The organism is Motilimonas sp. 1_MG-2023 (genome assembly GCF_030547455.1).
Taxonomy (GTDB): Bacteria; Pseudomonadota; Gammaproteobacteria; order Enterobacterales; family CBDFNC01; genus Motilimonas.
The window spans coordinates 1-22,630 of the sequence record NZ_JAUOPX010000058.1; the positions used below are offsets into that span (position 1 = coordinate 1).

The following is a 22,630-nucleotide window of genomic DNA, read 5'->3' on the forward strand; positions in this document are numbered from 1 at the left end:
GCTCGGCGAAGGATAGCGATTCCCTGAGCAAGCTCAGGTCCTACAGGTATTTCGGATGTAATGTTCGGTAGGAGACGTGCTTGCTCGGCGAAAGGTAGTGATTCCCTGAGCAAGCTCAGGTCCTACAGGTATTTCGGGTGTAATGTTCGTTAGGAGACGTGCTTGCTCGGCGAAGGATAGCGATTCACTGAGCAAGCTCAGCTGCTACAGGCGTTAATATTTGTACTTACTGTTCATATCTGCTAAATATCAACCCCATCAATAATATTGAAATGTAATAGGTTTTCCATGAAGGTGCTGGTAGTTGAAGATGAACAGGCCATTGCAGATAACATCGTTTATTCCCTTAAACTTGAGGGCTTTGCGCCGCAGCACTGCATGCTAGGCAACGACGCCTTGACCTTGTTAAAACAGCAACCTTTTGACTTAATGATTTTGGATGTTGGCTTACCAGATATTAATGGTTTTGAAGTGTGTAAGTTGGTGCGCCAATTCAGCGAACTGCCGATCATCTTTTTAACCGCTCGCGATCACGAAATTGATCGTGTAGTAGGCCTAGAGATTGGCGGCGATGATTATGTAACTAAACCCTTTAGTCCGCGTGAGCTGGTGGCAAGAGTGAAGGTGATTTTAAAGCGCGTTGGGCCAGCGCAGCCAGTGCCAGTAGCGCATAAACAAGAAGGCGTTTTACTATGCGATGAAGTTAAAAAACAATGGCGATATTACGGTGAGCCCCTTGATTTAACGCGCTATGAATATGGCCTATTGGCGACTTTGTTTAGTCAGCCGGAGCGGGTATTTAGCCGCGAGCAATTAATGGCCGAGGTTTGGCCTGATGCTTGTGGCAGTTTTGATCGGGCTGTTGATACTCATATTAAAGGGTTAAGAGCGAAGCTGAAGAAAGTTTCTGATAACGACCCGATAAAAACCCATCGTGGATTAGGTTACAGCCTAGTGCTGCCTGGCTCGTCAGCGGAACGTTAACCATGAAATTGCCCAAAATTAGTTTTCGCTTACGATTGTTTTTGTTTTTCTTTCTACTGATTGGCGTTGGCTTGTCGCTGCAATTAAACGTGCTGACCAGCGAATTAAAGCCTGGGCTGCGTCAAGCCACCGAAGAAAGCATGGTAGATGCGGCAAATTTGCTTGCTGAAATAGCCACGGCTGAATTTGTGCGCGGTGAGTTAGCAAATGGCGAATTTGATCGCGCCTTTAAAGCGTTTAAGCAACGTGAGCTGAATGCGCAAATTTGGACCAAAGCAAAAACAGAAAGCTTATTAAGGGTATACATTACCGATAGTCGGGGTGTGGTGGTGTATCACAGTGAAGGGCGCGATATAGGCACAAGCTATTATCGCTGGAACGATGTACAGCGTACCTTAAATGGCCAATACGGCGCGCGCAGCACCGAAGCGGTGAAAGGGGATCCGTTAACTTCTGAGATGTATGTGGCGGCGCCCATCTTGGTGGGCGAACAAGTGATTGGTGTGCTGACCTTGATCAAACCCAATCTCTCATTACAACCTTTTTTAGAGGTCTCGCGGGATAAAGTAGAGCGCTTTGGCATGGTGTTAATCTTACTGGCGGTGTTGTTGGGCTTAGCCGTGAGTTATTGGTTAACGGGATCAATAAGAAAGTTACGCGACTACGCTGTGGCGGTGAGCCAAGGCAAAGAGGCGGTCGCGGTGCCGCAATTTTCCGATATTGAGCTTGAGCACTTGGCTCAGGCGATGGCGCACATGCGGGTGCAATTAGAAGGCAAAAATTACGTTGAACAATACATTCATAGTTTAACCCATGAAATGAAAAGCCCTGTTGCCGCCATCAAAGGGGCTGCTGAGTTGTTAGAGCAGGGATTACCACCGGCTGATCAAGCACATTTCATTGGTAATATTAAAAATGAAAGTGTGCGCGTTGAAATATTGATTAACCAGCTATTGGCTTTGGCTGCGCTTGAAAACCAGCAGGGGTTGAATAACATCGTTGCTGTTGACTTAGGGCAATTGGCACTAGCTGTGGTTGAACGTTTAGACCTATCACTGAAGGAAAAACAGTTAACGGTTAATATTCAAGGTACAGGCAGTGTAGAAGGTGATGCCTTTTTGTTAGGCCAAGCCATTGAGAATCTCATGACCAATGCCATTGATTTTAGTCCTGTTGGGGCTGAGATCAGTTTGACCATCGGCGCTAAAAGCGATCACATTTTTTTAAAAGTGGCCGATCAAGGCCCAGGTTTACCAGATTATGCGTTGGCGCGGGTGTTTGAGCGTTTTTATTCTTTACCGCGTCCGCATACAGGGAAGAAGAGCTCGGGCTTGGGCTTAAGCTTTGTTCAGCAAATATGTTATTTACATCAAGCCAAATGCAGTTTAAAAAATGGTGAACAAGGCGCAATCGCGCAGCTAACGTTGCCGTTCACTCAGCCAAAATAGAAGTGAATGGCTTGACAATTCACACATAAAACACACAAAAGCCACATCGTTAACACAAATGTCTTGGTTACTCTTTTGCTATATCAAAAGGGAGAGCCAATATGAAATCGATGTTAGGTAAAAAAATCATTTTCTTAGTTTTTAGCGGGTTACTCGCCGCTTTTGCGTTAACCGTGATTGAAGAATTAATTCAAGAGCGATTGCACTATCAAGATCAAGCTAAGCGCAGTGTTGCCCACGCATGGAGTGGTGAGCAGCAGGTATTTGGGCCTATGCTGGTGGTGCCGCATCATTACCGAGAAGTAAAATCGGTTTGGGACGGCAAGCTTGAAAAGTATATTAATCGCACGGTTGAGCACCGCAGCGTGCTGTACATTATTCCAGAGCATCTTAAGTTAGACTCACAAATGACCACGCAGCAGCGGGCCAGGGGCATATTCTCATTTCCGGTGTTTACCAGTCAAATGACGTTAGCAGGTGAGTTTGATTTAACCGAATATAACCGTCTTAAAAATATGCCAAATGTATTTAACATTGAAACGCCGTATTTGGCCGTTACTTTATCGGATATGCGCGGCATCAATAACAAGCCCATTTTGAATTGGCAAAGTAGTCAGCGTAACTTTGCCGCAGGCAGTAATTTGAGCTTTAGCCCACAAGGCGTGCACGCACCGTTAGAAAACCTAACTGGCACCCGCGCTAAGTTTGATTTTGAATTAAACTTGCGCGGCATGGATACATTGTGGTTTACGCCCATTGCCAAAGACACCAAAGTGGATTTAGCCGCTTCGTGGCCCCATCCCAATTTTGTTGGCCAGTTTTTACCGACTGAGCGTGAAATCAGTCAACAGCAGTTTCAAGCTAAATGGCAAGTATCGGAATTTAGCAGCAATATCACGCAGGATGTGACGCGTTGCCAAACTGGGGATTGTTCAGGCTTGATGAGCAATCGTTTTGGCGTGAGTTTAAATACGCCAGTAGATATTTATCGTCAATCTATTCGCAGCGCTAAATACGGTTTGTTGTTTGTAGGATTAACCTTTATTAGCTTCTTTGTGTTTGAAGTGCTTAAGCGTTTGCAAATTCACCCGGTGCAATACACCTTAGTGGCGCTGGCGTTATCGGTATTTTATTTATTGTTAATTGCATTGTCTGAACACCTTGGCTTTTTAATGGCTTATGCTCTTGCCACCAGCGCTTGTGTGTTGTTGCTGACCTTTTACGTCGCTTCAATACTGCGTAATGTGAAATGGGGGCTCGGATTTGGCGGCTTTATCGCCCTGTTATATGTGCTGCTTTATGTGATTTTAAGCTCTGAAGACCACGCGTTATTACTTGGCGCGGGATTAGTGTTTGCCGCCCTTGTTTTAGTCATGGCTGCCACCCGTCATTTAGATTGGTATCAAGTAAGTAATTGGGCCAGCGAAAAAGCCAAAGCGCAGCTGTATCGCGCCAAGCAAGAAGAGCAATGGGCAGATGACCTGTTAGATGAGCCTGAAGCCCCAATCAGCCAGTCGAAAGACTAGCCACTGAGGGGGCTTTTTCGCAGCATGATTGCTGCTCCTACCGGGTGCGGCTCACCGGGTAGGAGCAGAATTTATTCTGCGAATAAAGCACGTGCCAGGTGAGGGATGAACTACCTGTTTCACTTTGATCAAATCCACCTCACAAAAATGTACGTTAACCAAGAAAAAATAACCCTCTCTAACTGATTATTTGTTTTACTGGCGCAATACCAATATTAAATAGTTAAAAGTCTCGCTATGTTACATGTCAATATTTCTGTTCTAGTGTTTGGTCACGAGCCCAACTATATTCCGATCCCCGATGTTTCGTTGCAATTAACCCAAACCGGCATTAGTGCCAGTGAGTTAATTCGCTTAACGGTGGTTAAGCAAATAAGCGCCATGACGGCCGCGAAAAATCAGCCTGAATCGATTGCACAGAGCGTGCAGCACCAATACTTGCACCCTGATGACGTCGAGCAAATGCAAGCCGAAGGCAAAATTGCTTTAGCTAAGCCCCTTACCACGTCAACACCTGTCATCAATGTTGAACAAGAAGCGGCGAAAGCCATCACGGCATTTCGTAATAAACGCTTCAAAATCTTTATCGACGGTGAAGAAGTCCAAGACGTAGATCAACTTTGTCAGCTACACAATGATTCAAACATTAAATTTTTACGCTTGATCCCGCTGGTTGGCGGCTAACTAGGAGAGATACAATGGAAAATTGGCGCCCAGCACACCAGCAGGTGTTTAATGCCGTTAGCGAACTTTTGACTGACGTAAACAATATTCGAGACCTGAAAGATGATTTTTCAGGCCTATTTGAAGGCAGGAATAACAAGCCAGAGTCGCAGTGCGAAATTGAACAGTATGTTACTCAACTAATGGAAAAATTAGGTGATAATGCATCAAGTCAATTAGCTGAATATTTATTGCACCCGGCGGAGCATTATATTGAAAGCAACTGGAAAAATATGGACGGCTTTATTGCTGATATTGCCAGCTTGCTTGCCGTGTATTATTTTGCGGAACATCCAGATGAGAGCCTAACCCAAGGGATGATTAAACGTTTATTTTGGATCTTAGAGGCTTACTCTGAGGGCACTGAAATAGCACCAAATACATACTTAAGTGAGGAGGATATTTTACAGCGTTACTGTTTTCCCAACAGTTATGACTGTGTACGCTTTCTACTATTGATGCAAGAAACCCCTGCGATTAATCAAGCATTAAAAGTAGCTTTTTCAGGGCAGCATAACCGAATAATTGCACGTAAAGAAAGTGATTATGCTTATGAAAGACGTAACCGCAGCAATCACAATTTGTTGGGTTCACTTTATAGCGAGTTTGCAGATGTGTGCCAGCGTTTACACAGCAATAACCAGTTTGATTATGATTGGTTTAAACAGGCGGTATTAGTTCACCCCGAGTTAGTGCGCAGCTATTGGCTTGAGCCTGATATTGATGAAGTTAAAGCAGATAGTGCGTTCTCCAGCGAATTTATCAAAGCCTATTCCACGTATTTAAAGCAGCTGGTGGAAGAATTAGATCCTATTGAAAATGGTTATGCGCTATCGAGTATTTTTGATTATTCACAAACGGCGGGTATTTCATGGTTGAAAAAAGGGTTGGGGCTAATTGAGCAGTACGGCATTAAGGCAAAAGCCCTAAAAGATGTCTATGAGCATGATGTATCGAAAGCGGCTTACTATTTAATCCGTTGCCCTGGTTTGCGTAAAGATGAAACTCAAGCGCAATTAATTGCCATGTTAGATGAGTTTAAAGAAGCCACCTTATTAACAGCGCTACCTTATGCAGGCTTTGCCCGTGATGCCATTTTGATTGCGCTAGGTTGGCAGTCTCTTTTACCCGTGCAAAAAATGCTATTTCATTGGGGCAAAGGAAATCCCGCAACGTTAGATAGTTGCAGAGACGTTTGTAATTCAACCAGCACAAATTCTGGCGTGATAGATAGAAGTGCCGCCAGTGAGGTGTTGGCGGCCGCCGACGATAAGGCATTAAAAAAATATATTAAAGCGATGAACGCATCGAGTATCGATCTGAAGAATTATCTGGTGCTATTAACCGCTGTTAAAGGTTGGGACAAGGATAAACTTGAGAAGAAGTTGGTACGCCATCACCAAATAGGCATTAAAGCCTATGGCTTGTATGCCGTTGAGGATGAAGCTGAATTAAAAGCGCGTTATCTTAAATTTAAACAAATGCACAAAGAAGCGACGCAATATGGCGCGGAGCGTCAAGCGAATACTCAAGCTGCAGTGAAAGCGGGCTTGAAAAATTTAGCGCAGTCGGCCGGATACAGCGATGAAATTCGCATGGAATGGGCATTAGAAGCGGACATTGCTGATGACATGGTGGCGTTTAACCAAGAGCATGAAGCAGAAGATTGGACTGTCAGCTTAGTGATGGCAGGACTCAAAGCTAAGATTGTGGTGAAAAAAGCCGGCAAGGCCCTAAAGTCAGTACCGCCAAAAGTGCGTAAAACGCAGATTTATCAGGCCATGCGTGCCGCGCAAGATAACGTGCGAAGCCAAGCCAGCCGATTTAAAAATACCTTAGAAGAAATGATGTGTCAGCGCGATACCATCAGCGCCGATGAGCTAGCAACCTTAAGTCGCTTGCCTGTGGTGAAAGGCATGTTAAGCCAGTTGATTTTAAAATCGGGTACCGGTTTTGGTTTTTTCAATGGCACTACGGATACATTAACGGGTTTATCGGGGGAAGCGGTGACCATTGTTGATGAGCCGGTGATTGCCCATGTGTATGATTTATTAAAAGCGAATATTTTACCGCAAAGCCAACAGGCCGTGGTTTCACAGCGATTAGTTCAACCTTTTAAGCAAGCGTTTCGTGAGCTCTACGTGGTGACGCCCGCTGAAATTGAAGCCAAACATGACTCGATGCGTTTTGCCGGCCATGTGGTTGATGGCGCGATTGCTAGTCGCTTATTCCAAGGTAGAAACTGGACTCAATATGGTGGTGATTGGGTCGAGGTTTTTAAACGTTTTCCGAAACAGCAATGTTATGCCCAAGTGGAATTTCCCGAATCACGACACTATTTGGCTGAAGATGACGGCCCGATGGATGTGATTTACTTTAAACGCGGCAATGACAAGCTGTTACTTGAAGATGTTGAGCCGGTCGTGTTCTCTGAAGTGATGCGAGATATTGATCTTGTTGCATCGGTTGCGCAGCTGGACGATGAGTATGGCCGTTGGTCTACAGAAAGTGCGCAGCGCCGCGGCGAGTTAGTATTAAACCTGATCCAAGATTTAGGCTTGAAACAAGTTCGTTGTGAAGACAACTATGCCTATATTGACGGTAAGCTAGCTCAATATCGAGTGCACCTTGGTACGGGGGTGATCCATATTCAACCAGGCAACTACTTATGTATCGTGCCAGAAGGACAAGCGAGTGAGGATTTATATCTGCCGTTTGCCGATGTCGATAAACGCATGGCAGAAATTATCAGTAAGATATTTTTACTGATCAGCGATGACCAGATCAAAGATGAAACCATTCTAAGTCAAATTAATCAATGCGCCGCGCAAAGCGCGTAAGTAAGGAGAGCAAAATGGCAGAGTTACATTCAAATTTATATTTTAAACACCCAGAGCCAGAGCAACATAAAAAGTTGGTGGCTTTGTTCACCTTACATGATCTTAATTCTGGTCAAAATCAAGATGATATTGACCAGCAATTTATACACTTAGCGGCTGACATTAACCCAGAAAAGGCCGCCGAGTTAGCAACTGATCTGCTCAATTACGTAACGAATGAGCTTTACAGTGAGTTTGGCTCAGAGAGCGTTGGGGAAATTGCGGGCTATTTTACCTCCCATTGGCTCGGTGGTTCATCGGGCGATGAAATTCAACATGCGCTGGTTAGCTTTTTACATCATCTTTGCCCAGAGATACATGTGCTGTCTTGGGGCTGTGGCGATGATGACCCTTGGGAATTTTGGTTCTTTGTTCATGATGGCCAAGTAATGCGGTTTGATGACTACCCATTTGAAGGGGAGGACACTATTTTATTGGGCACTATCTATCGGCGTTGGCACCAAGGCTTACCCAAGCAAATTCGTGAAGGTTTTTTGTACGACGCTGACTATGCCGATGAGGTTGAGCATGACGAATACCAAATGGTGTCGGAGATGCGCTACCAAGAATGGTTGTCGGAATTAGGTCAAGACGATGAGTACGACGAAGATGCGCCTTATGAAGAAGCTGAAATTGAGCAAGTTGGCCCTGAATTAGACGATGTTGCTTTAGAGGGCTTACGTGCCATTTGCGCGGGCTTGTCGCAAGGAGCCAGTATTGAAGAGACTTTGCTGGTGCTGAGCAAAGCCAGCCAATGTTTAGTGGAATTAGAAAGCCAATATCAGTCGGGTTATGAAATGGCACCTGAGAATCCACAAGATTTCTTAGAATTTTATCCGCAATATAGCGATGCCATTGCGATGGAGCCATTAAACACTCACTTAGCAACTTACTTAAAACAAGTTGTCTCAAAGTTAGCGGAAGGTAACTTACTCGGTACTTTGATTTTGCAACATGATGAAGTGTTAGATTTTATTTGCGTATTGGGGCCTGTGTTAGAAGAAGGCGCGGAGCTGCTAGAAGGAGCCATTGAAAGTTATGATGATTTTCTGGTTTGGAAAGATTTTTTGGTATTGATGATGGAAGCAGAGTAAGTTAATTACCACGGTTAAATTTTGTAGCATAAATGCCTTTCCTACTGTGCCTAACGCGTGCCGTAGGAGGAAAATTTATTCTGTGAATAATCACTAGTTTTCGCGGTATAAATACCGCTCCTACTGGGCCCGATACGTGGCGTAGGAGCAGAATTTATTCTGCGAATAATCACTAGTTTTCGCGGTGTAAATACCGTTCCTACTGGGCCTGATGCGTGGTGTAGGAGCAGAATTTATTCTGCGAATAATCACTAGTTTTCGCGATATAAATACCGTTCCTACAGGGCCTGATACGTGGCGTAGGAGCAGAATTTATTCTGCGAATAATCGCTAGATTTCGCGGTATAAATACCGTTCCTACAGGGCCTGATACGTGGCGTAGGAGCAGAATTTATTCTGCGAATAATTACTAGTTTTCGCGGTGTAAATACCGTTCCTAAAGGGCCTGATGCGTGGCGTAGGAGCAGAATTTATTCTGCGAATAATCACTAGTTTTCGCGGTGTAAATACCGTTCCTACTGGGCCTGATGCGTGGCGTAGGAGCAGAATTTATTCTGCGAATAATCATTAGTTTTCGCGGTATAAATACCGTTCCTACAGGGCCTGATGCGTGGCGCAGTAGGAGAATTTATTCTGCGAGCAAAGCGTATGCAATATTGCAATATTGCAGTATTTCTGCTGCTCCCGCCGAGTTCGAACTAACAGCTGTAAAATTTTCCCTGAGCGTATTGTGTGCTGCATCCCTTGCGTGTAAAGGCTTTCGATAGAAGTCGTTGGGTTTTGCATTCCGGTTATGCCTTGATAAGCAATGAACACTAACGAAAACAAGGTAATTATTACACTGATTTTTAAGACGAGCATTAACTGTCTAAAGCCATGGCAAGCCACCCTTGTTGGTTTGTTCGCGAGAGTGCAGTGGCTTAATGGTGCCTGTGGGATAAGGTTGCATCTTCAAGATCCTTAAAATTTCGCATAATGTTCCTTTTATTCTAGGCTTTGCAAAGGTGGTGCAATGGCTGACTATCAATGTAGTTTTGTTTTAATTGATTTATATCAAGAGGTTCGTGCGATGAAGTTTTTTAGTTATTGTTATTTATGCTAATTATTTTTACCTCGTTGCTCAGCTTCGCTATGATGCAAACCTGTTTAGGTTAATTTGATCTAACCCCTTGTCTCGTTTTTTGTGTTAATGAGGCGTGATTGATCCAATATTTTTACTCTACATATTTGTAAGGCGGCTATATGCGTTTCCTTTATCAACTATTTTTAGGCTTCATTTTATGTGTTGTTAGCGTGTTTAGTATTGCGACCGAGGTTGATTACGTCGGGCCTTACACGCACTTAGGTAAACCTGCGATTATCATGGAATTTAATGATGGGGTGGCACCGGATGTAAAAGACATTAAGGTCACTTTAGGCAATTCAGATCAGGTGGTGTCTATTAATTGGTTTTTGAACCAAGCTGAAAACGCTTTCATCACCACGGATGTTGAAATTGGCCAACGCTATAATGTGCAAGTGGCTAATGGTGAGCAAACATTTAATCAACAAGTAGAGATTGCTGAAATTCAGCCTGCAGTGAAACTACTGGGCCGAGGTCCATTTGTGATGGCGTCGGGCTCGCGCACCTTACCGATTTCGGCGGTTAATTTATCCAGTGTATCGGTTGAGATATTGCGCCTTAACAATCAAGCCGACCTATTAAGTCAGTTTTATTATCCCGAGCAAGCGTCCGGCTGGCGCGTTGATCAATTAAGTAAGTATTTTACTACGGTGACCACGCTGCAATTTGACCTGCCAACATCGGCGAAAAATGAAGCCGTACAAGCCAATATTCGAATTCCAGATGAAGTAACTAACGGGTGGTATTTAGTTGCAATAAAGGGCGGCGGCCAGTTTTCAAGTGACAACATGACCGTTGCGCAACTGTTATTAACAGACATAGGGTTACAGGCCAAGGTGTATCCTGAACAGCTAAATGTGAATGCGGTGTGGCTAAAAAATGATGCGCCGTTGCCAAAAGCCAAGGTGTGGGTGCTAACCGAAGGAGGCAAGAAAACGTTACTGGGGCAACTGAATAATGGCGCGGCCAGCTTGGCTTACAAAGCACACACAGGCGACGTGTTATTAGTGGAATCGGAGCAGGGCTTGGCTTACTTGCCGCTGCGAGAAGTGCCGTTAGATCTTTCTGATTTTAGTGTCGATGGTCGAGATTATCAGGCGGTAGAAGCGTTTACTTATTCTAATCGAGACTTGTTTAAGCCGGGTGAATCTTTACCTCTTAATATTGTATTGCGTGATGCTGACGGCGCGGCGATTAAACAAAACAGTGTTTATGTTGAGCTGGTTAAACCCGATGGCAAAGTGGTCATTGGCCAGCAGCTAACAGAGCAAGGCCGAGGCTTTTTTCAGCAGTGGTTTGATATACCAAAAGATGCGCCGTTGGGCCGCTGGTCATTGATGGTAAAAGCAAATAAAGCTGCCAGTAAAGCATTGTCGGTGTTTTCGTTCAATGTGAGTGAATTTGTGCCTGAGCGCATGGACTTAACCTTTGCCTTAGCGGGTCAGGGCAGCGCTAAAAAACCTTTGTTAATTGGCCAAGAGCGTGTAGATGTGACCGCCAATGGCCGCTATTTATTTGGCGCGCCAGCGGCGGGCAATGAGCTAAAGCTAAACGTTACTTATCAAAGTGTGAATGAGCTGGTGGGGCCTTATCAAGACTATTTTGTCGGTACGCCTTTTTATGTTGATAGCTATCGTGATTTACCGGAGTTACCGGCGTTAAAACTGGATCAACAAGGTGACGTGGCTTTTTCATTACCTTTGATAGATCAACAGAAATTAAAAGGGCCCGCTGTCGCCAATATCAGTTTTGAGCTACTTGAAACAGGTGGCGCAGCAGTGACGCGTCAGCAGCAAGCCTTGTTATGGCGCAATCTTGCCATTCCGGGGATCCGAGCTGAGTTTGACGAGGCCCAATCATTTAGCCATTTAGACTTTAAGGTGATAAACCTCAGCAGCGACGGCACTGAGCCAATGGCAGGTAAGTTGGAGTATAAGCTAGAGCGCAATCGTGGTGGCTACTATTGGACCTATAGCGAAGCTTATGGTTGGGATTTAGTGCGTGATAATGAGTGGCGCCCAGTATTAAGTGAAGTGATTAACGTCAACCAAGGCGAGGCCGCTGACATTAATGTTGCTGTAGAGTGGGGCGACTATCGTGTGCGTTTACGCAACAGTGATGGCGTTGAAACGCTGTACACTTTTTATGCAGGCTGGCAAGAAGGTGGACAACAAAAACCTGCTAAGCCCGATCATCTAGGCTTAACCTTAGATAAACCCCACTACAAAAATGGTGAGCAAGTTAGCGTTACCCTTAACAGTGATTTTGATGGCGAAGTTCAGCTGGCGTTAGAAGCTGGTAAAATCCTTTGGCAACAGAATGTTAAGGTTGTTAATGGTCAGGGCAGCGCCGTGGTGACAATACCTGCAGATCTAAAACGTCACGATATATATTTAACGGCTACCCAAGTGATCACGACTGAGCATATGCCAAGACGTTTGTTTAGCATCAAACCTGTGTTACTTGATCGCCAGCAGCGAATAGTGAAGGTGGCCATCGAGCATCAACAAGCGCTGCGTCCTCTTGAGGAAGCGACTTTTACCATTACTGCTGCGGAGCTTGCCGGTGAACAAGCTTGGTTAACGTTATCTTTAATGGATAAAGGCATTACTAATTTATCGCGCTATCAGGTGCCATCTATTAGTGATTGGTTTTTTTCACAACGCCGTTATGGAGCTGATGTAGTGGATTTATATTCGCGTCAATATCAGCAGCGACCTGACTCCTTTTTGCGCCACCGTTATGGCGGCGATATGTCCGCTAATGATCATTTAGGTGATTTGGTTGAGGCTAAAACCATCACTATTATGTCTAAGTTGGTGTCGCTTGATGCCAACGGCCAAGCTGCGGTATCGCTTGAGCTACCTGACTATAACGGTGAAGCGCAAGTGGTCGCGACCGTATTTAGCGCTAAGCAAGTAGGCCAACAAGTTGAGAATGTTGCCATTGCTGCGCCGCTGGTTGCCGAGCTGTCGGTGCCTCGATTCATCGCGCCTGGTGACAAAACGCAAACGCTATTAGAAGTATTTAATCAATCGGGTGAGGTGGCAATCATTAACGCGCAAGTCAGTGCTGATGAAGCCCTCAGCCTTGAAGGTAATACGCAGCTTGAAGTGACCTTACAAGACGGCGAGCGGGCAAGTTTACCCGTTAGTTTGTCGGCCAATAAGGGTTTTAGCAAAGGCCAGTTAACCTTAACCTTAGCCAGTGATGTTTACTCACAAACACGCAGTTGGCAGGTGCCAGTGCGTAGCCCTGAGCCAATTTTATCTTATGTGGTACATCGCACTTTAGCCGCAGGCGAAAGTGTTTGGCTTAATGAAAACGCCAACTGGCCAAATATGACTCCTGTAAAAGGGAAGGCAGGTTGGTTAAGTTATTCGTCAACAGCGATGCTTAATATTGGCCAATACGCGCAACATTTATTTGCTTACCCTTATGGTTGCGCCGAACAAACAACCAGCAAGGCATTGCCTTGGTTGTATCAAGATTCGTCGCTTGACCCATTGAAAGCACCGATACTAGAAAATAAAACCGAGCGACAACTATTAAGCCAAGCGGTACAGCGTTTATCGGGGATGCAAAAAGCCAACGGCAGTTTTGCTATGTGGAGTAAACATGGAGATACCCGCTATTGGATCAGCGCTTATGTGAGTGACTTTTTAGCGCGGGTTAATCAATACGATGAAGCCTTGGTGCCTGATGATATGTTTAATGCCAGTCAGCGCTATTTAGGCCAGCTGTTGCAACAGAAATCATCGGCGGCTTTTTACAGTGCGTGGATTTTAGCGCGAGAGGGGCAAGTGACAGTGTCTGACTTATGGCAGCTAGAGCAAGTGTCGTTTAGCTCAGCCCTTGATTCTGCTCATCTTGGCGCGGCATTTATGCTGGCTGGTGATGCGACCAAAGGTCAGCAATATTTACTTAATGCCAATATCCAGACCCGCCAGTCAACACGCTGGCAAGATTATGATTATGGCTCGGCAATCCGTGATAATGCGCGCATTATTTCGTTGTTGGCTCAGCTTGAACAACGGGTAAAACTGAGTCAGTCGCTGATCACCTTGCGTAATCAATTAGTTGAAAAAGTGGTGCAGTTGGCCAGTAACGATCGTTATCTCAGCACGCAAGAAAACAATGCCTTAGTGGAAGCCGGCATTAGCTTAAAACAGTTAAATCAACAGCCGGTCAGCTTGATTTTGGACGGTGTTGAACAAACTGCACAAGGGCAAGGCAGCGCCCCTATGTGGCCTGAATTGGTGTTAGAAAATAAATCCGCCAACCCGGTTTATGTGATTGCGTCGGCGCAAGGTCATGCCAACGCCAATACACCGCCAAGGTCTACCATAGATGTTGAACACGTAAACCGAACTTTTTACCAAAGTAATGGCCAGCCAATTAACACGCAATCGATGGATGGTGACAGCACGAAACAAGTAGCAACAGTGGCAGTAGGGGATAAGCTTATTGTGGTGCTAAAAGTAAAACTAAAAGAGTACTTAAAAAATGGCTTATTGGTAGAGCAAGTACCAACAGGGTTTGTATTAGAAGACCCTGCGTTTACTAATAGTGATGCCTTGATTGCTTCGGTGTTAGAAAAAACCGATAACGCCGCCGCTGAGCGCATTGAGTATCGTAACGATCGCTGGGTGGTTGCGCTGCCAAGTGCTGGCGAATACAAAGAGTTAACACTGGCTTATGTATTACGCGCGCAAAGTCAAGGTCAGGCAAAAATGCCGGCGCTCTACATTGAAGATATGTACCAGCCAGCGCGCTTTATTTATCAAACTGGCCCTGTGGCTCAGCTTAATATTCAGTAATACGGCTAAGGCTATATATAAAGCAATGGCGATAGTGGCGATAAAATTAAAAAGTGTGCTGTGGCGGTTTACTCGCTTTGGCACGCTATTATGCGTATCGCTATTTGCTTTTTTTTATCTACTTAATATATTGTTTCCATTCGATTATTCAGTAAAAGGGCAGGTTTCTACCACTATTTATACCGAGCAAGGTCAGATTTTACGCCAGTTTTCTAATGAACAAGGTATTTATCGCATTGCTGTAGACAGTGATGACGTTAGCCCATTTTATCTGAATGCGTTAATGGCCTATGAAGACCGTTATTTCTATCAACACTTTGGCGTTAATCCACTGTCGTTAGTGCGGGCCTTATATCAACATTGGCACTATGGCAGGGTGATTTCAGGTGGTTCAACGTTGACCATGCAAGTGGCCAGAATGTTTTACCCCCATTCCCGTACCTATTTGGGTAAATTAACTCAGTTATTTCGTGCTCTGCAGTTGGAATGGCATCTAGATAAAGATCAAATTCTTAATTTATATCTGACATTCACGCCGATGGGCGGCAACATTGAAGGAGTACAAGCCGCTAGCTTGCGTTATTTTGGTAAAACAGCCGATCAGCTTAATTTAACCGAAGCGGCTTTGTTGGTGGTGGTGCCGCAGCGACCCAGTTTGTATCGACCTGATCGTCATCCCAAGCGCGCATTAAAAGCGCGTAACAAGGTGATTGACCGTTTATTAACATTTGAGGTGATCACTCAATACCAGCAAAAAATGATGCGCCAAGAGCCCATTAAAGCGGGACGCACAAGCTTGCCACAATCCACGCCATTACTCGCAAGAGAGTTACGTCAACAAGCGCCGGTTGATGCCAATATCAAAACCTATATTAATCAGACTTTACAAGCCGATGTTGATGCTGTGGTGGCAAGGCGTTTAAGCCGTTTGTCCAACCAGCTTTCAGTCGCGGTGATGGTAATGGATAATCGTCAAGGCCATGTTATTGCTTATAAAGGTTCGGCTGATTTTTACAATGCGCAGCGTTTTGGCCATGTTGATATGACCAAAGCTGTGCGCTCACCGGGCTCAACCCTAAAGCCTTTCATTTATGCCATGGCGCTTGATCGCGGGCTAGTGCATTCTGCCAGTTTATTAACCGATGTGCCGCGTAGCTTTGGCGATTATAGCCCAACTAATTTTAGCCAAGCTTTTGCTGGGCCTATGCGCTTAGACATGGCGCTGCGCACTTCCAAAAATGTTCCCGCAGTTCAAGTGATGGAAGCGATTACGCCAGAATATTTTGCCGAGCAGTTCGCTAAACAAGGAATAGATCTGCGGGTTGCAAAACCAAACTTAGCCATTGCATTAGGCGGTAATGGCATTACCTTGCGTGAGTTAATTAGCCTGTATTCTGCTTTGGCACGTCAGGGCGAGATAGTGAAACCGGTTTTTCGGCAAAGCCAAGCATTAGCCAAAACAGAAAGTGTTGAGCCTTTAATGTCTGCAGAGGCGGCGTGGATCATCGCGAATACCTTGAGCAAAATTCCACCGCCCGATCGCGCCAAAGCAGCTTATGGTCGTCGCATTAGTTGGAAAACGGGCACCAGCTATGGTTTTCGTGATGCATGGGCCATTGGCGTAAGCGGCGATTATACCGTAGGGGTGTGGATTGGCCGCCCTGATGGCGCGCCGCATGTCGGTCAAACAGGGGCAAATCAAGCTGGCCCAATATTGTTTGACGCATTTGATTTACTGCCGGCAGACAAACTCAGGCTGACGAGACCACCCAGTGTAGTGAAGCAACAAATTTGTTGGCCATCTGGCCTTAATACAGCTTTAGTGCGAGATGAAAACTGTTTAACCAAACACAGTGCTTGGACCATCAATGGTTTAACTCCCGCAACCTTAAAACAGCGGGGCACAGCACAAGGTTTACATCAATGGCCCTTGGCGATGCAAGTCTGGCAACAGACGGCCTCATTTACATCCGGTAGTGTCAGTCAACGCAGCAAAGTAAAAATCGTTTTCCCACGGGATAAGACCAGTATATTTTCTTATGCCAAGCAACGTTTATTACTTAAGAGTAATGTTGAGCAAGCGAAATGGTATTTAAACGATAAATATATTGAAGGTGTTGTCCTTGAACTTGACGACATTAGGCGAGGAGATCACAAGCTTACCGCTTGCGATCAGGCTGACTGTGACTCGGTGTCGATAGCGATTTATTAAATATAAATGCTGCAAGACTGACGACTAAAGTCACGGTTCAAAACCAGCGCCTGTAAACACTTGCTTAAATCAAGCGTCTCTAAGGTTGATGGGTTCTCGAACACTGCTACCAAGCGCGCCAATTCGCTCTAATTTGCTTGCCACTTAGGGGCAAAATCATAATGACCACAAACAGGTAAGTCTTGCAGGTGACGGCGCAGCATATCAAGCGCAATGGCACTGGCAATTTTGCGTGTCATGGTGCGGCTTTTACCTGGTAGTACTAACATTTGGCTATAGGTTTCAGTTGGTGTAGCAAGTGCAAAGGCAACGGTGCCAACGGGTTTAAATTCACTGCCTCCACCTGGGCCTGCAATGCCTGTTACCGACAAAGCATAGTCACTATTGGCAGAGCGCTGTGCACCTTTAGCCATTTCAATTGCTGTGGCTTCACTTACTGCGCCGTGGTTGGATAGCGTTTCAGTGCTCACTTGCACTAAATCTTGTTTGGCTTGGTTAGAGTAGGTGACCATGGCGCGATCGAGATAGGCAGAGCTGCCCGCGATGGCCACTAAATTTGACGCTATCATGCCGCCAGTACAAGACTCTGCTAATGCTAATGTGGCTTGTTTGGCCAGCATTAAGTGTTGGATCTTTTCTGCACTTGTGTCGCTTTCATCACTGGTAAATACCACGTAATCGGCCAGTTTCAGTTCGATTTGTTGGGCTACCTGTTTGATGGCGTCAGCATCTGAGCTTATTAATTTCACTTCAATTTCAGGTGAAGCAGTGCGATAGCCTAAATGTAATTGCTCTGGAATAACGATATCTTGGATCAAATCGTCAATGGCCGACTCACCGAGACCGAAGGTGGTGATCTTGTATTGCATCAGCTTATTATTAAGTGCAAAACGTGTCGCAATATCAGGCCAAATTTGAGAGCTAAACATAAGCTTAAATTCGTGCGGCACACCTGGAGTGAAATAAAATCGCGCTTGATTAAATGTAAAGCTAAAGCCACATGCAGTGCCGTTGTCGTTGTCTATTACTTCACTACTCTGAGGTAACATGGCTTGTTTAATATTGGCTTTGGCCATGACTCGGCCGCGCTCAGCGAATTTTTGCTCCATGGTTTTTAGCCACGAGTGATTTAAAACCAGCGGGACTTGCATTGCCACCGCAGCGGCTTGCGCAGATAAATCATCGCTGGTTGGGCCGAGACCGCCGTTAACTAAAACAACGTCACTGCGCTGTGATGCTTCAATAAATAAGGCGACTAAATCGTTTAAGTTATCAGCAACCGTATGCAGTCTTTGTGGCTGTAAACCTTGACTAAATAACTGCTGGCAAAGCCAGTTTGCATTAGTGTCTAAGATTTGCCCCGTGATTAATTCATCGCCAGTGCTAATAATTTCAATCTTCATGCCGTCATCTCAAATTAATTTTGCTAAATATGCTTTTAGATTGAATAAATTACCGTTTGATAGCAAGTATTAATACAGTTAAGGTTAATTGATTGCTAAACTTATTATCAACTTTGCTCCTCGCATTATTTGTAACCGCATTCATAAGGACGTTGTATGAAATTTTTCGGCGCAATCATCAGTTTAATGTTCAGTACAGCGGCGATAGCCGCTAACCCATGGGAAAAATTTACAGAGCCTGCTACTGGCCCAGCAAGTTCAATTGGTAGCTATGCTAATGGTTGTTTAGTAGGAGGAGAGGCGTTGCCATTAGAAGGGGATGGTTACCAAGTTATCCGCACCTCACGTGAGCGTTATTATGCTAACCCCGTCATGGTGGATTATTTAGTTGAATTAGCAAAGGAAAATAAGCGCTTGGGCCATGGTGATTTGTTAATTGGCGATATGTCAATGGCACGAGGCGGGCGCTTTACTTCTGGTCACGCTAGCCATCAAACGGGATTAGATGCGGATATTTGGTTACGCATTGGTGATAAACAATACAGTCGTAAAGCGCGTGAAAAGCTCTCTCCTTATAACGTTGTTGACATGAAAAATTATAAAATAAAAGCGCAAAAATGGACTGACGAGCATGCCAAAATGGTTGAACTGGCCGCCACTGACAAGCGTGTTGCTCGCATCTTTGTGCATCCGGTGATCAAAGAAACATTATGTAAAGCTGAGTGGCCAAATGGCCGTGATTGGTTACGTAAAGTAAGGCCTTGGTTTGGTCATAACTACCACATGCACGTAAGGTTAAATTGTCCGAAAGGTGATGATTCTTGTACTGCGCAATTACCACCGCCGCCAGGAGATGGCTGTGGCAAAGAGCTGTACTCATGGTGGCCAAAACCAAAAACCGAACAAGAAAAAGCTAAAGAGCAAGAGCAGTTGTTGTTAGCCAAAAGTACAACTAAAACTAAACCGAAAAAACCAGTTTACAAGGATAATCTAAAGCTGAAACCGCTGCGTTGCCAAGATTTGATTAATGGTACGTTGAAATAATTCAATTTAGCTAACAGAGTATGCGTGAAGCTAATGACCAGCTTCACGCATTAATGTTTGTTTAACAGTATGTTAAAGGTGGTACATTAAATAAATAGCGGTGATGGTTAATATAACAACGGCCACGAAAAACTGTGTTTGTAATTTAGCCATGATTTTCATCCTTGATAAATTTAGCTGTTTAGTAACAGCAGTGTTTATTTCATATTAAAAGCACCTGACTTTGCCATTTATTAATCTAGATCATGATTTAATGGTTAAGAAAAAGTTTGTTGTATAAGTTTTAATCAGGTCACCTTTTTTAATCGCTCTTTGCAGACATGATTAAGCAAGGTAAAGATTAAGGTTGTGATCTGATAACTTGTCTTTTTACTCGCTCTGAGTAAGATTATTTTTTTGAGTATTATCGGGGCCTTATGGCTATTCAAATTACGTACTTTCCCATGTGGCAAACTCAGCTCAATTGGCATAAACCTGCTCATAGTAAACTTGCCAACGTGCCTGATTATATTAGCCACATTATTCTGTCTTTTGTTTCGCCTCAGTTACAATTTAATGGCGATTTAAACGCGCCAATAAGCGACATATTTTTTGAAGGTGAAGCTGCCAACATCAGCGCAGGTGAAACCTTAAAGCAACTAAAAGCCTGTATTGAGCAAACTCATGGTCAAAAGGTCATGGTTTCTGTTGGCGGTGAAATAGGCGGCGAATTTGATGATGCGCAATATGACAATATTGCCTTACTGGTAGCCAGTTTAGGGCTTGATGGTATCGATTTAGATTATGAACCAGCGGGTTTAATGACCGCGACGCCTGCGCAAGTGAAACGTTATCAAGATATTATTATTGGTTTTCGCGCTGCTCTAGACAAACAAACAGCTGTCACCAAGCAAAGCTATATTTTAAGCTGCGCGCCAACGGGAGTGGGGCTGTTAGGCGGCCATGATGTATATCAACATCTTGGTATTAGTGAGCCGAGTTTATTGCGTTTTGACGCCTCGCATTTTTCGCTACTGAGTGAGAATTTCGCCACTGTAATTAGCAATTTAGGTCACTTGATTGACACCAATGAGCAAGGGCAAGAGCTTGCTTTGGGCGAGTTAGGCCAAGCTTCGACATACCGTCAAGCAGGGCACTGCCATGTCGGCACGGTGGCCTGTGCTTATGATTTTCCATCGACAGGCAAAATGGCAGAGGTGTTCTTAGCAAAAAATGCAGATCAAGGTTCGTCGCAGCGCTACCCACTGATAGGTCATATGTTGGATTTGGTGATTTATCAGGCTTATAACATGGGCACTGCTAATGTGTTAGCTCGCGTACTCTGTTACGAGGCACATCGCAGTGTGTCGGAATATTTGGCTAGCTTTCAACAACCGGGTTTTGCCATTGCCCATGGCTGTCATGTTGGTAAAGAGGCTTGGCCGCAATTTGCCTACACGCCAAAGCGTTTAGGCTATTTATACGGCTACATTGCTCAGTTTGGCCGACCTCAAGACGGCGCTAGCTTTTGGAGTTACTCCAGCCCTTGCCAAGACGACTCTAGCTTTGTACCTGAGTATGAGGATTTGAGAGAACGCCATTTTAGTCAAACCAGCGATGTATTTTTACACACCGCCAAAGCGCTGGGAATGATGGATAACGTAATAACGGCCGAAGCAACATGAATAGGTATTTACCTCACCAAATTTAAATATAACTTGTTGTTTTTTGTCTTTATTTTACTCGTTTACCCCCCTAACTGTTATGCTAGTTATGGGGGGAAGTATATTTACAAAAATTGGCTTGTATTAAGATTCCGCAGTAAATTTTTTAAATTTTATAGTTATCTTTATACAGAGTTCGGCTAGCCTCTTCCCCATCCCTAAAGCGGATTTCATAACCGTTGGCCTTGTTATTTTTATATTGGGTTGTGTATGCAAGTGAGCCGTTAGGGTTAAAATCATATACAAGACCATGTATTTGACCTTCTCGATTATAAGGTACGATAGCTAGCACATAGCCTTTATCAGAATAGAGTCGCCACTCATTAATTGGGCTCCCTCATTATTGTACGTCCCCTTCCATATTTGTTTAGTACCGTAATTGTACTTAGTTTCTACCCAGGGGCCGACCTTTACCCCGTTTATGTATCGCCCTTGGTTTGCGACTTTGCCAGCTTCATCGCGCTCAAGTAGTTGACCATGATATTCGCCTGCCGCATAGTTTAACTTTGTTATTAGCTTTCCATTGCTATCGGTTACTGTTTTCGAGCCATGGAGTTGACCGTGTTGGTTATAATGGGTGATTGTGATGTTTCCATCTCTGTCTTGTGATATCCATTTACCGACCTTTTCATCTTCTTTAAATGCACCTTGTACTGTAATTACCCCCTTATTTGTGGTGGTAATGTAGCGGCCGTGACGTTTACCAGCACGATAATAACTGGTGGTTGTATCGTTATAGTAGCCTTGGTTGATTTGTTGTCCCGAAAGTTGATTATTTAAGTATTCTTGGCGATAAGTTAATTTGCCTTTGGTCGAGTATGAACGATCTAAAGACCAGCTTCCGTCAAGCGCTTTTTCATACTGACTTACCATTTTTCCGTCGTCGTATTTGACTTCCTTAATTAATCGGCCATGGTGCTTGCTTTTGCTATGGCTAAATTGATAGATTTTTTCGCCGTTTTCGAGGTAGCGGATTTCACTTTTTTTCTGCTGCTTTTTATCGTATTGGACTAATGAGTTAGTGTTACCATTTTGATAGTAGGTCTTTCGGCTGCTTTTTTTGTCCGGTGTTAGGTAGGTTATTTCTTCTCTTAATTCACCACTGTTGAAGAAAAATTTACTGGTACCAATGGGCTTACCTTGCTCAAATTGAGCTGATCTAATCAGTATGCCATTTTCATTATATTCTTTAGTCCAACCGTTTCGTTTATCATCTAGCATGTCGGTTGTTGATTTAAGTTGGCCATTTTCAAACCAAGCCTTTTCTATCCCCGTTTGTTTGCCATGCTGATACATACTTTCAGTGCTCAGCTGTTTACTATTATTAAAGAACCTTTGGCTTAAACCATGGCGTTTATCATCTTTATATTGCGTCTTCTCCCAAATTGACCCGTCAGCATTCCATTGAGTAAACAAGTTGTTCTTTTTATCAGCCACATAGAATGCTTCTGAACGTGGTTGTCCTGATTCATAAAATTTACGGGATACACCTTCAATCCCAGTATCGGTGTGGATATGAGTAGATTCTAGCTGGCCAGATTCGAAGTAAGTTTTATGCTCACCTATCAACGCATGATTCGAGTATTGACGCGTTTTGTTCTGGTCTAATCCCATCGGACACTTAATTTTGAGACAATAACGTCAATAGATTAAGGAAATGATATGAGCCTG

Annotated in this window: 12 protein-coding genes; 10 read left to right on the forward strand and 2 right to left on the reverse strand. The window is 44.3% G+C overall.

Annotation, left to right across the window (positions count from 1 at the left end):
* Window positions 1–288: 288 nt before the first annotated feature.
* The 8 genes from creB (at window position 289) to pbpC (ending at window position 16,809) form a co-directional block, all read left to right on the forward strand.
* Window positions 289–984 (forward strand): two-component system response regulator CreB, encoded by a 696-nt coding sequence (gene creB, locus Q4519_RS19925; protein ID WP_303515378.1) that lies wholly within the window; start codon window positions 289–291, stop codon window positions 982–984.
* Between the two features lie 2 nt (window positions 985–986).
* Complete coding sequence (gene creC / locus Q4519_RS19930) at window positions 987–2,432, forward strand: two-component system sensor histidine kinase CreC (protein WP_303515379.1); 1,446 nt, start codon at window positions 987–989, stop codon at window positions 2,430–2,432.
* Between the two features lie 101 nt (window positions 2,433–2,533).
* Window positions 2,534–3,958, forward strand: a complete 1,425-nt coding sequence (gene creD, locus Q4519_RS19935) for a cell envelope integrity protein CreD (protein ID WP_303515381.1) — start codon at window positions 2,534–2,536, stop codon at window positions 3,956–3,958.
* A 237-nt stretch (window positions 3,959–4,195) separates the two neighbouring features.
* A complete protein-coding gene (locus Q4519_RS19940; RefSeq protein WP_303515384.1) occupies window positions 4,196–4,642 on the forward strand; it encodes a hypothetical protein in 447 nt (148 codons plus the stop codon).
* Window positions 4,643–4,656: 14 nt separating this feature from the next.
* Complete coding sequence (locus Q4519_RS19945; protein WP_303515387.1) at window positions 4,657–7,521, forward strand: DUF4132 domain-containing protein; 2,865 nt, start codon at window positions 4,657–4,659, stop codon at window positions 7,519–7,521.
* Between the two features lie 14 nt (window positions 7,522–7,535).
* Window positions 7,536–8,654: a hypothetical protein gene (locus Q4519_RS19950; RefSeq protein ID WP_303515390.1), complete on the forward strand. Its 1,119-nt coding sequence runs from the start codon at window positions 7,536–7,538 to the stop codon at window positions 8,652–8,654.
* 1,242 nt (window positions 8,655–9,896) lie between these two features.
* Window positions 9,897–14,597: an alpha-2-macroglobulin gene (locus Q4519_RS19955; protein ID WP_303515392.1), complete on the forward strand. Its 4,701-nt coding sequence runs from the start codon at window positions 9,897–9,899 to the stop codon at window positions 14,595–14,597.
* Window positions 14,527–16,809, forward strand: a complete 2,283-nt coding sequence (gene pbpC, locus Q4519_RS19960; protein WP_303515394.1) for a penicillin-binding protein 1C — start codon at window positions 14,527–14,529, stop codon at window positions 16,807–16,809. The genes Q4519_RS19955 and pbpC overlap by 71 nt, the downstream gene beginning before the upstream one ends.
* A gap of 128 nt (window positions 16,810–16,937) precedes the next feature.
* Here the strand turns inward: pbpC and Q4519_RS19965 are convergent, their stop codons facing one another.
* On the reverse strand, window positions 16,938–18,212 hold the full coding sequence (locus tag Q4519_RS19965) for a CinA family nicotinamide mononucleotide deamidase-related protein (RefSeq protein ID WP_303515397.1): 1,275 nt from the start codon (window positions 18,210–18,212) through the stop codon (window positions 16,938–16,940).
* Between the two features lie 156 nt (window positions 18,213–18,368).
* Here Q4519_RS19965 and mepA point away from each other — a divergent pair, with 156 nt between their 5' ends.
* Together mepA and Q4519_RS19975 are read left to right on the forward strand one after the other, a co-directional pair.
* On the forward strand, window positions 18,369–19,256 hold the full coding sequence (gene mepA / locus Q4519_RS19970; protein WP_232799601.1) for a penicillin-insensitive murein endopeptidase: 888 nt from the start codon (window positions 18,369–18,371) through the stop codon (window positions 19,254–19,256).
* Between the two features lie 416 nt (window positions 19,257–19,672).
* Window positions 19,673–20,920: a glycosyl hydrolase family 18 protein gene (locus tag Q4519_RS19975; protein ID WP_303515399.1), complete on the forward strand. Its 1,248-nt coding sequence runs from the start codon at window positions 19,673–19,675 to the stop codon at window positions 20,918–20,920.
* A gap of 324 nt (window positions 20,921–21,244) precedes the next feature.
* Here the strand turns inward: Q4519_RS19975 and Q4519_RS19980 are convergent, their stop codons facing one another.
* Window positions 21,245–22,573 carry a toxin-antitoxin system YwqK family antitoxin gene (locus tag Q4519_RS19980; RefSeq protein WP_303515402.1) on the reverse strand — a complete coding sequence of 443 codons (1,329 nt, stop codon included), beginning with the start codon at window positions 22,571–22,573 and terminating at the stop codon, window positions 21,245–21,247.
* Window positions 22,574–22,630 lie beyond the last annotated feature (57 nt).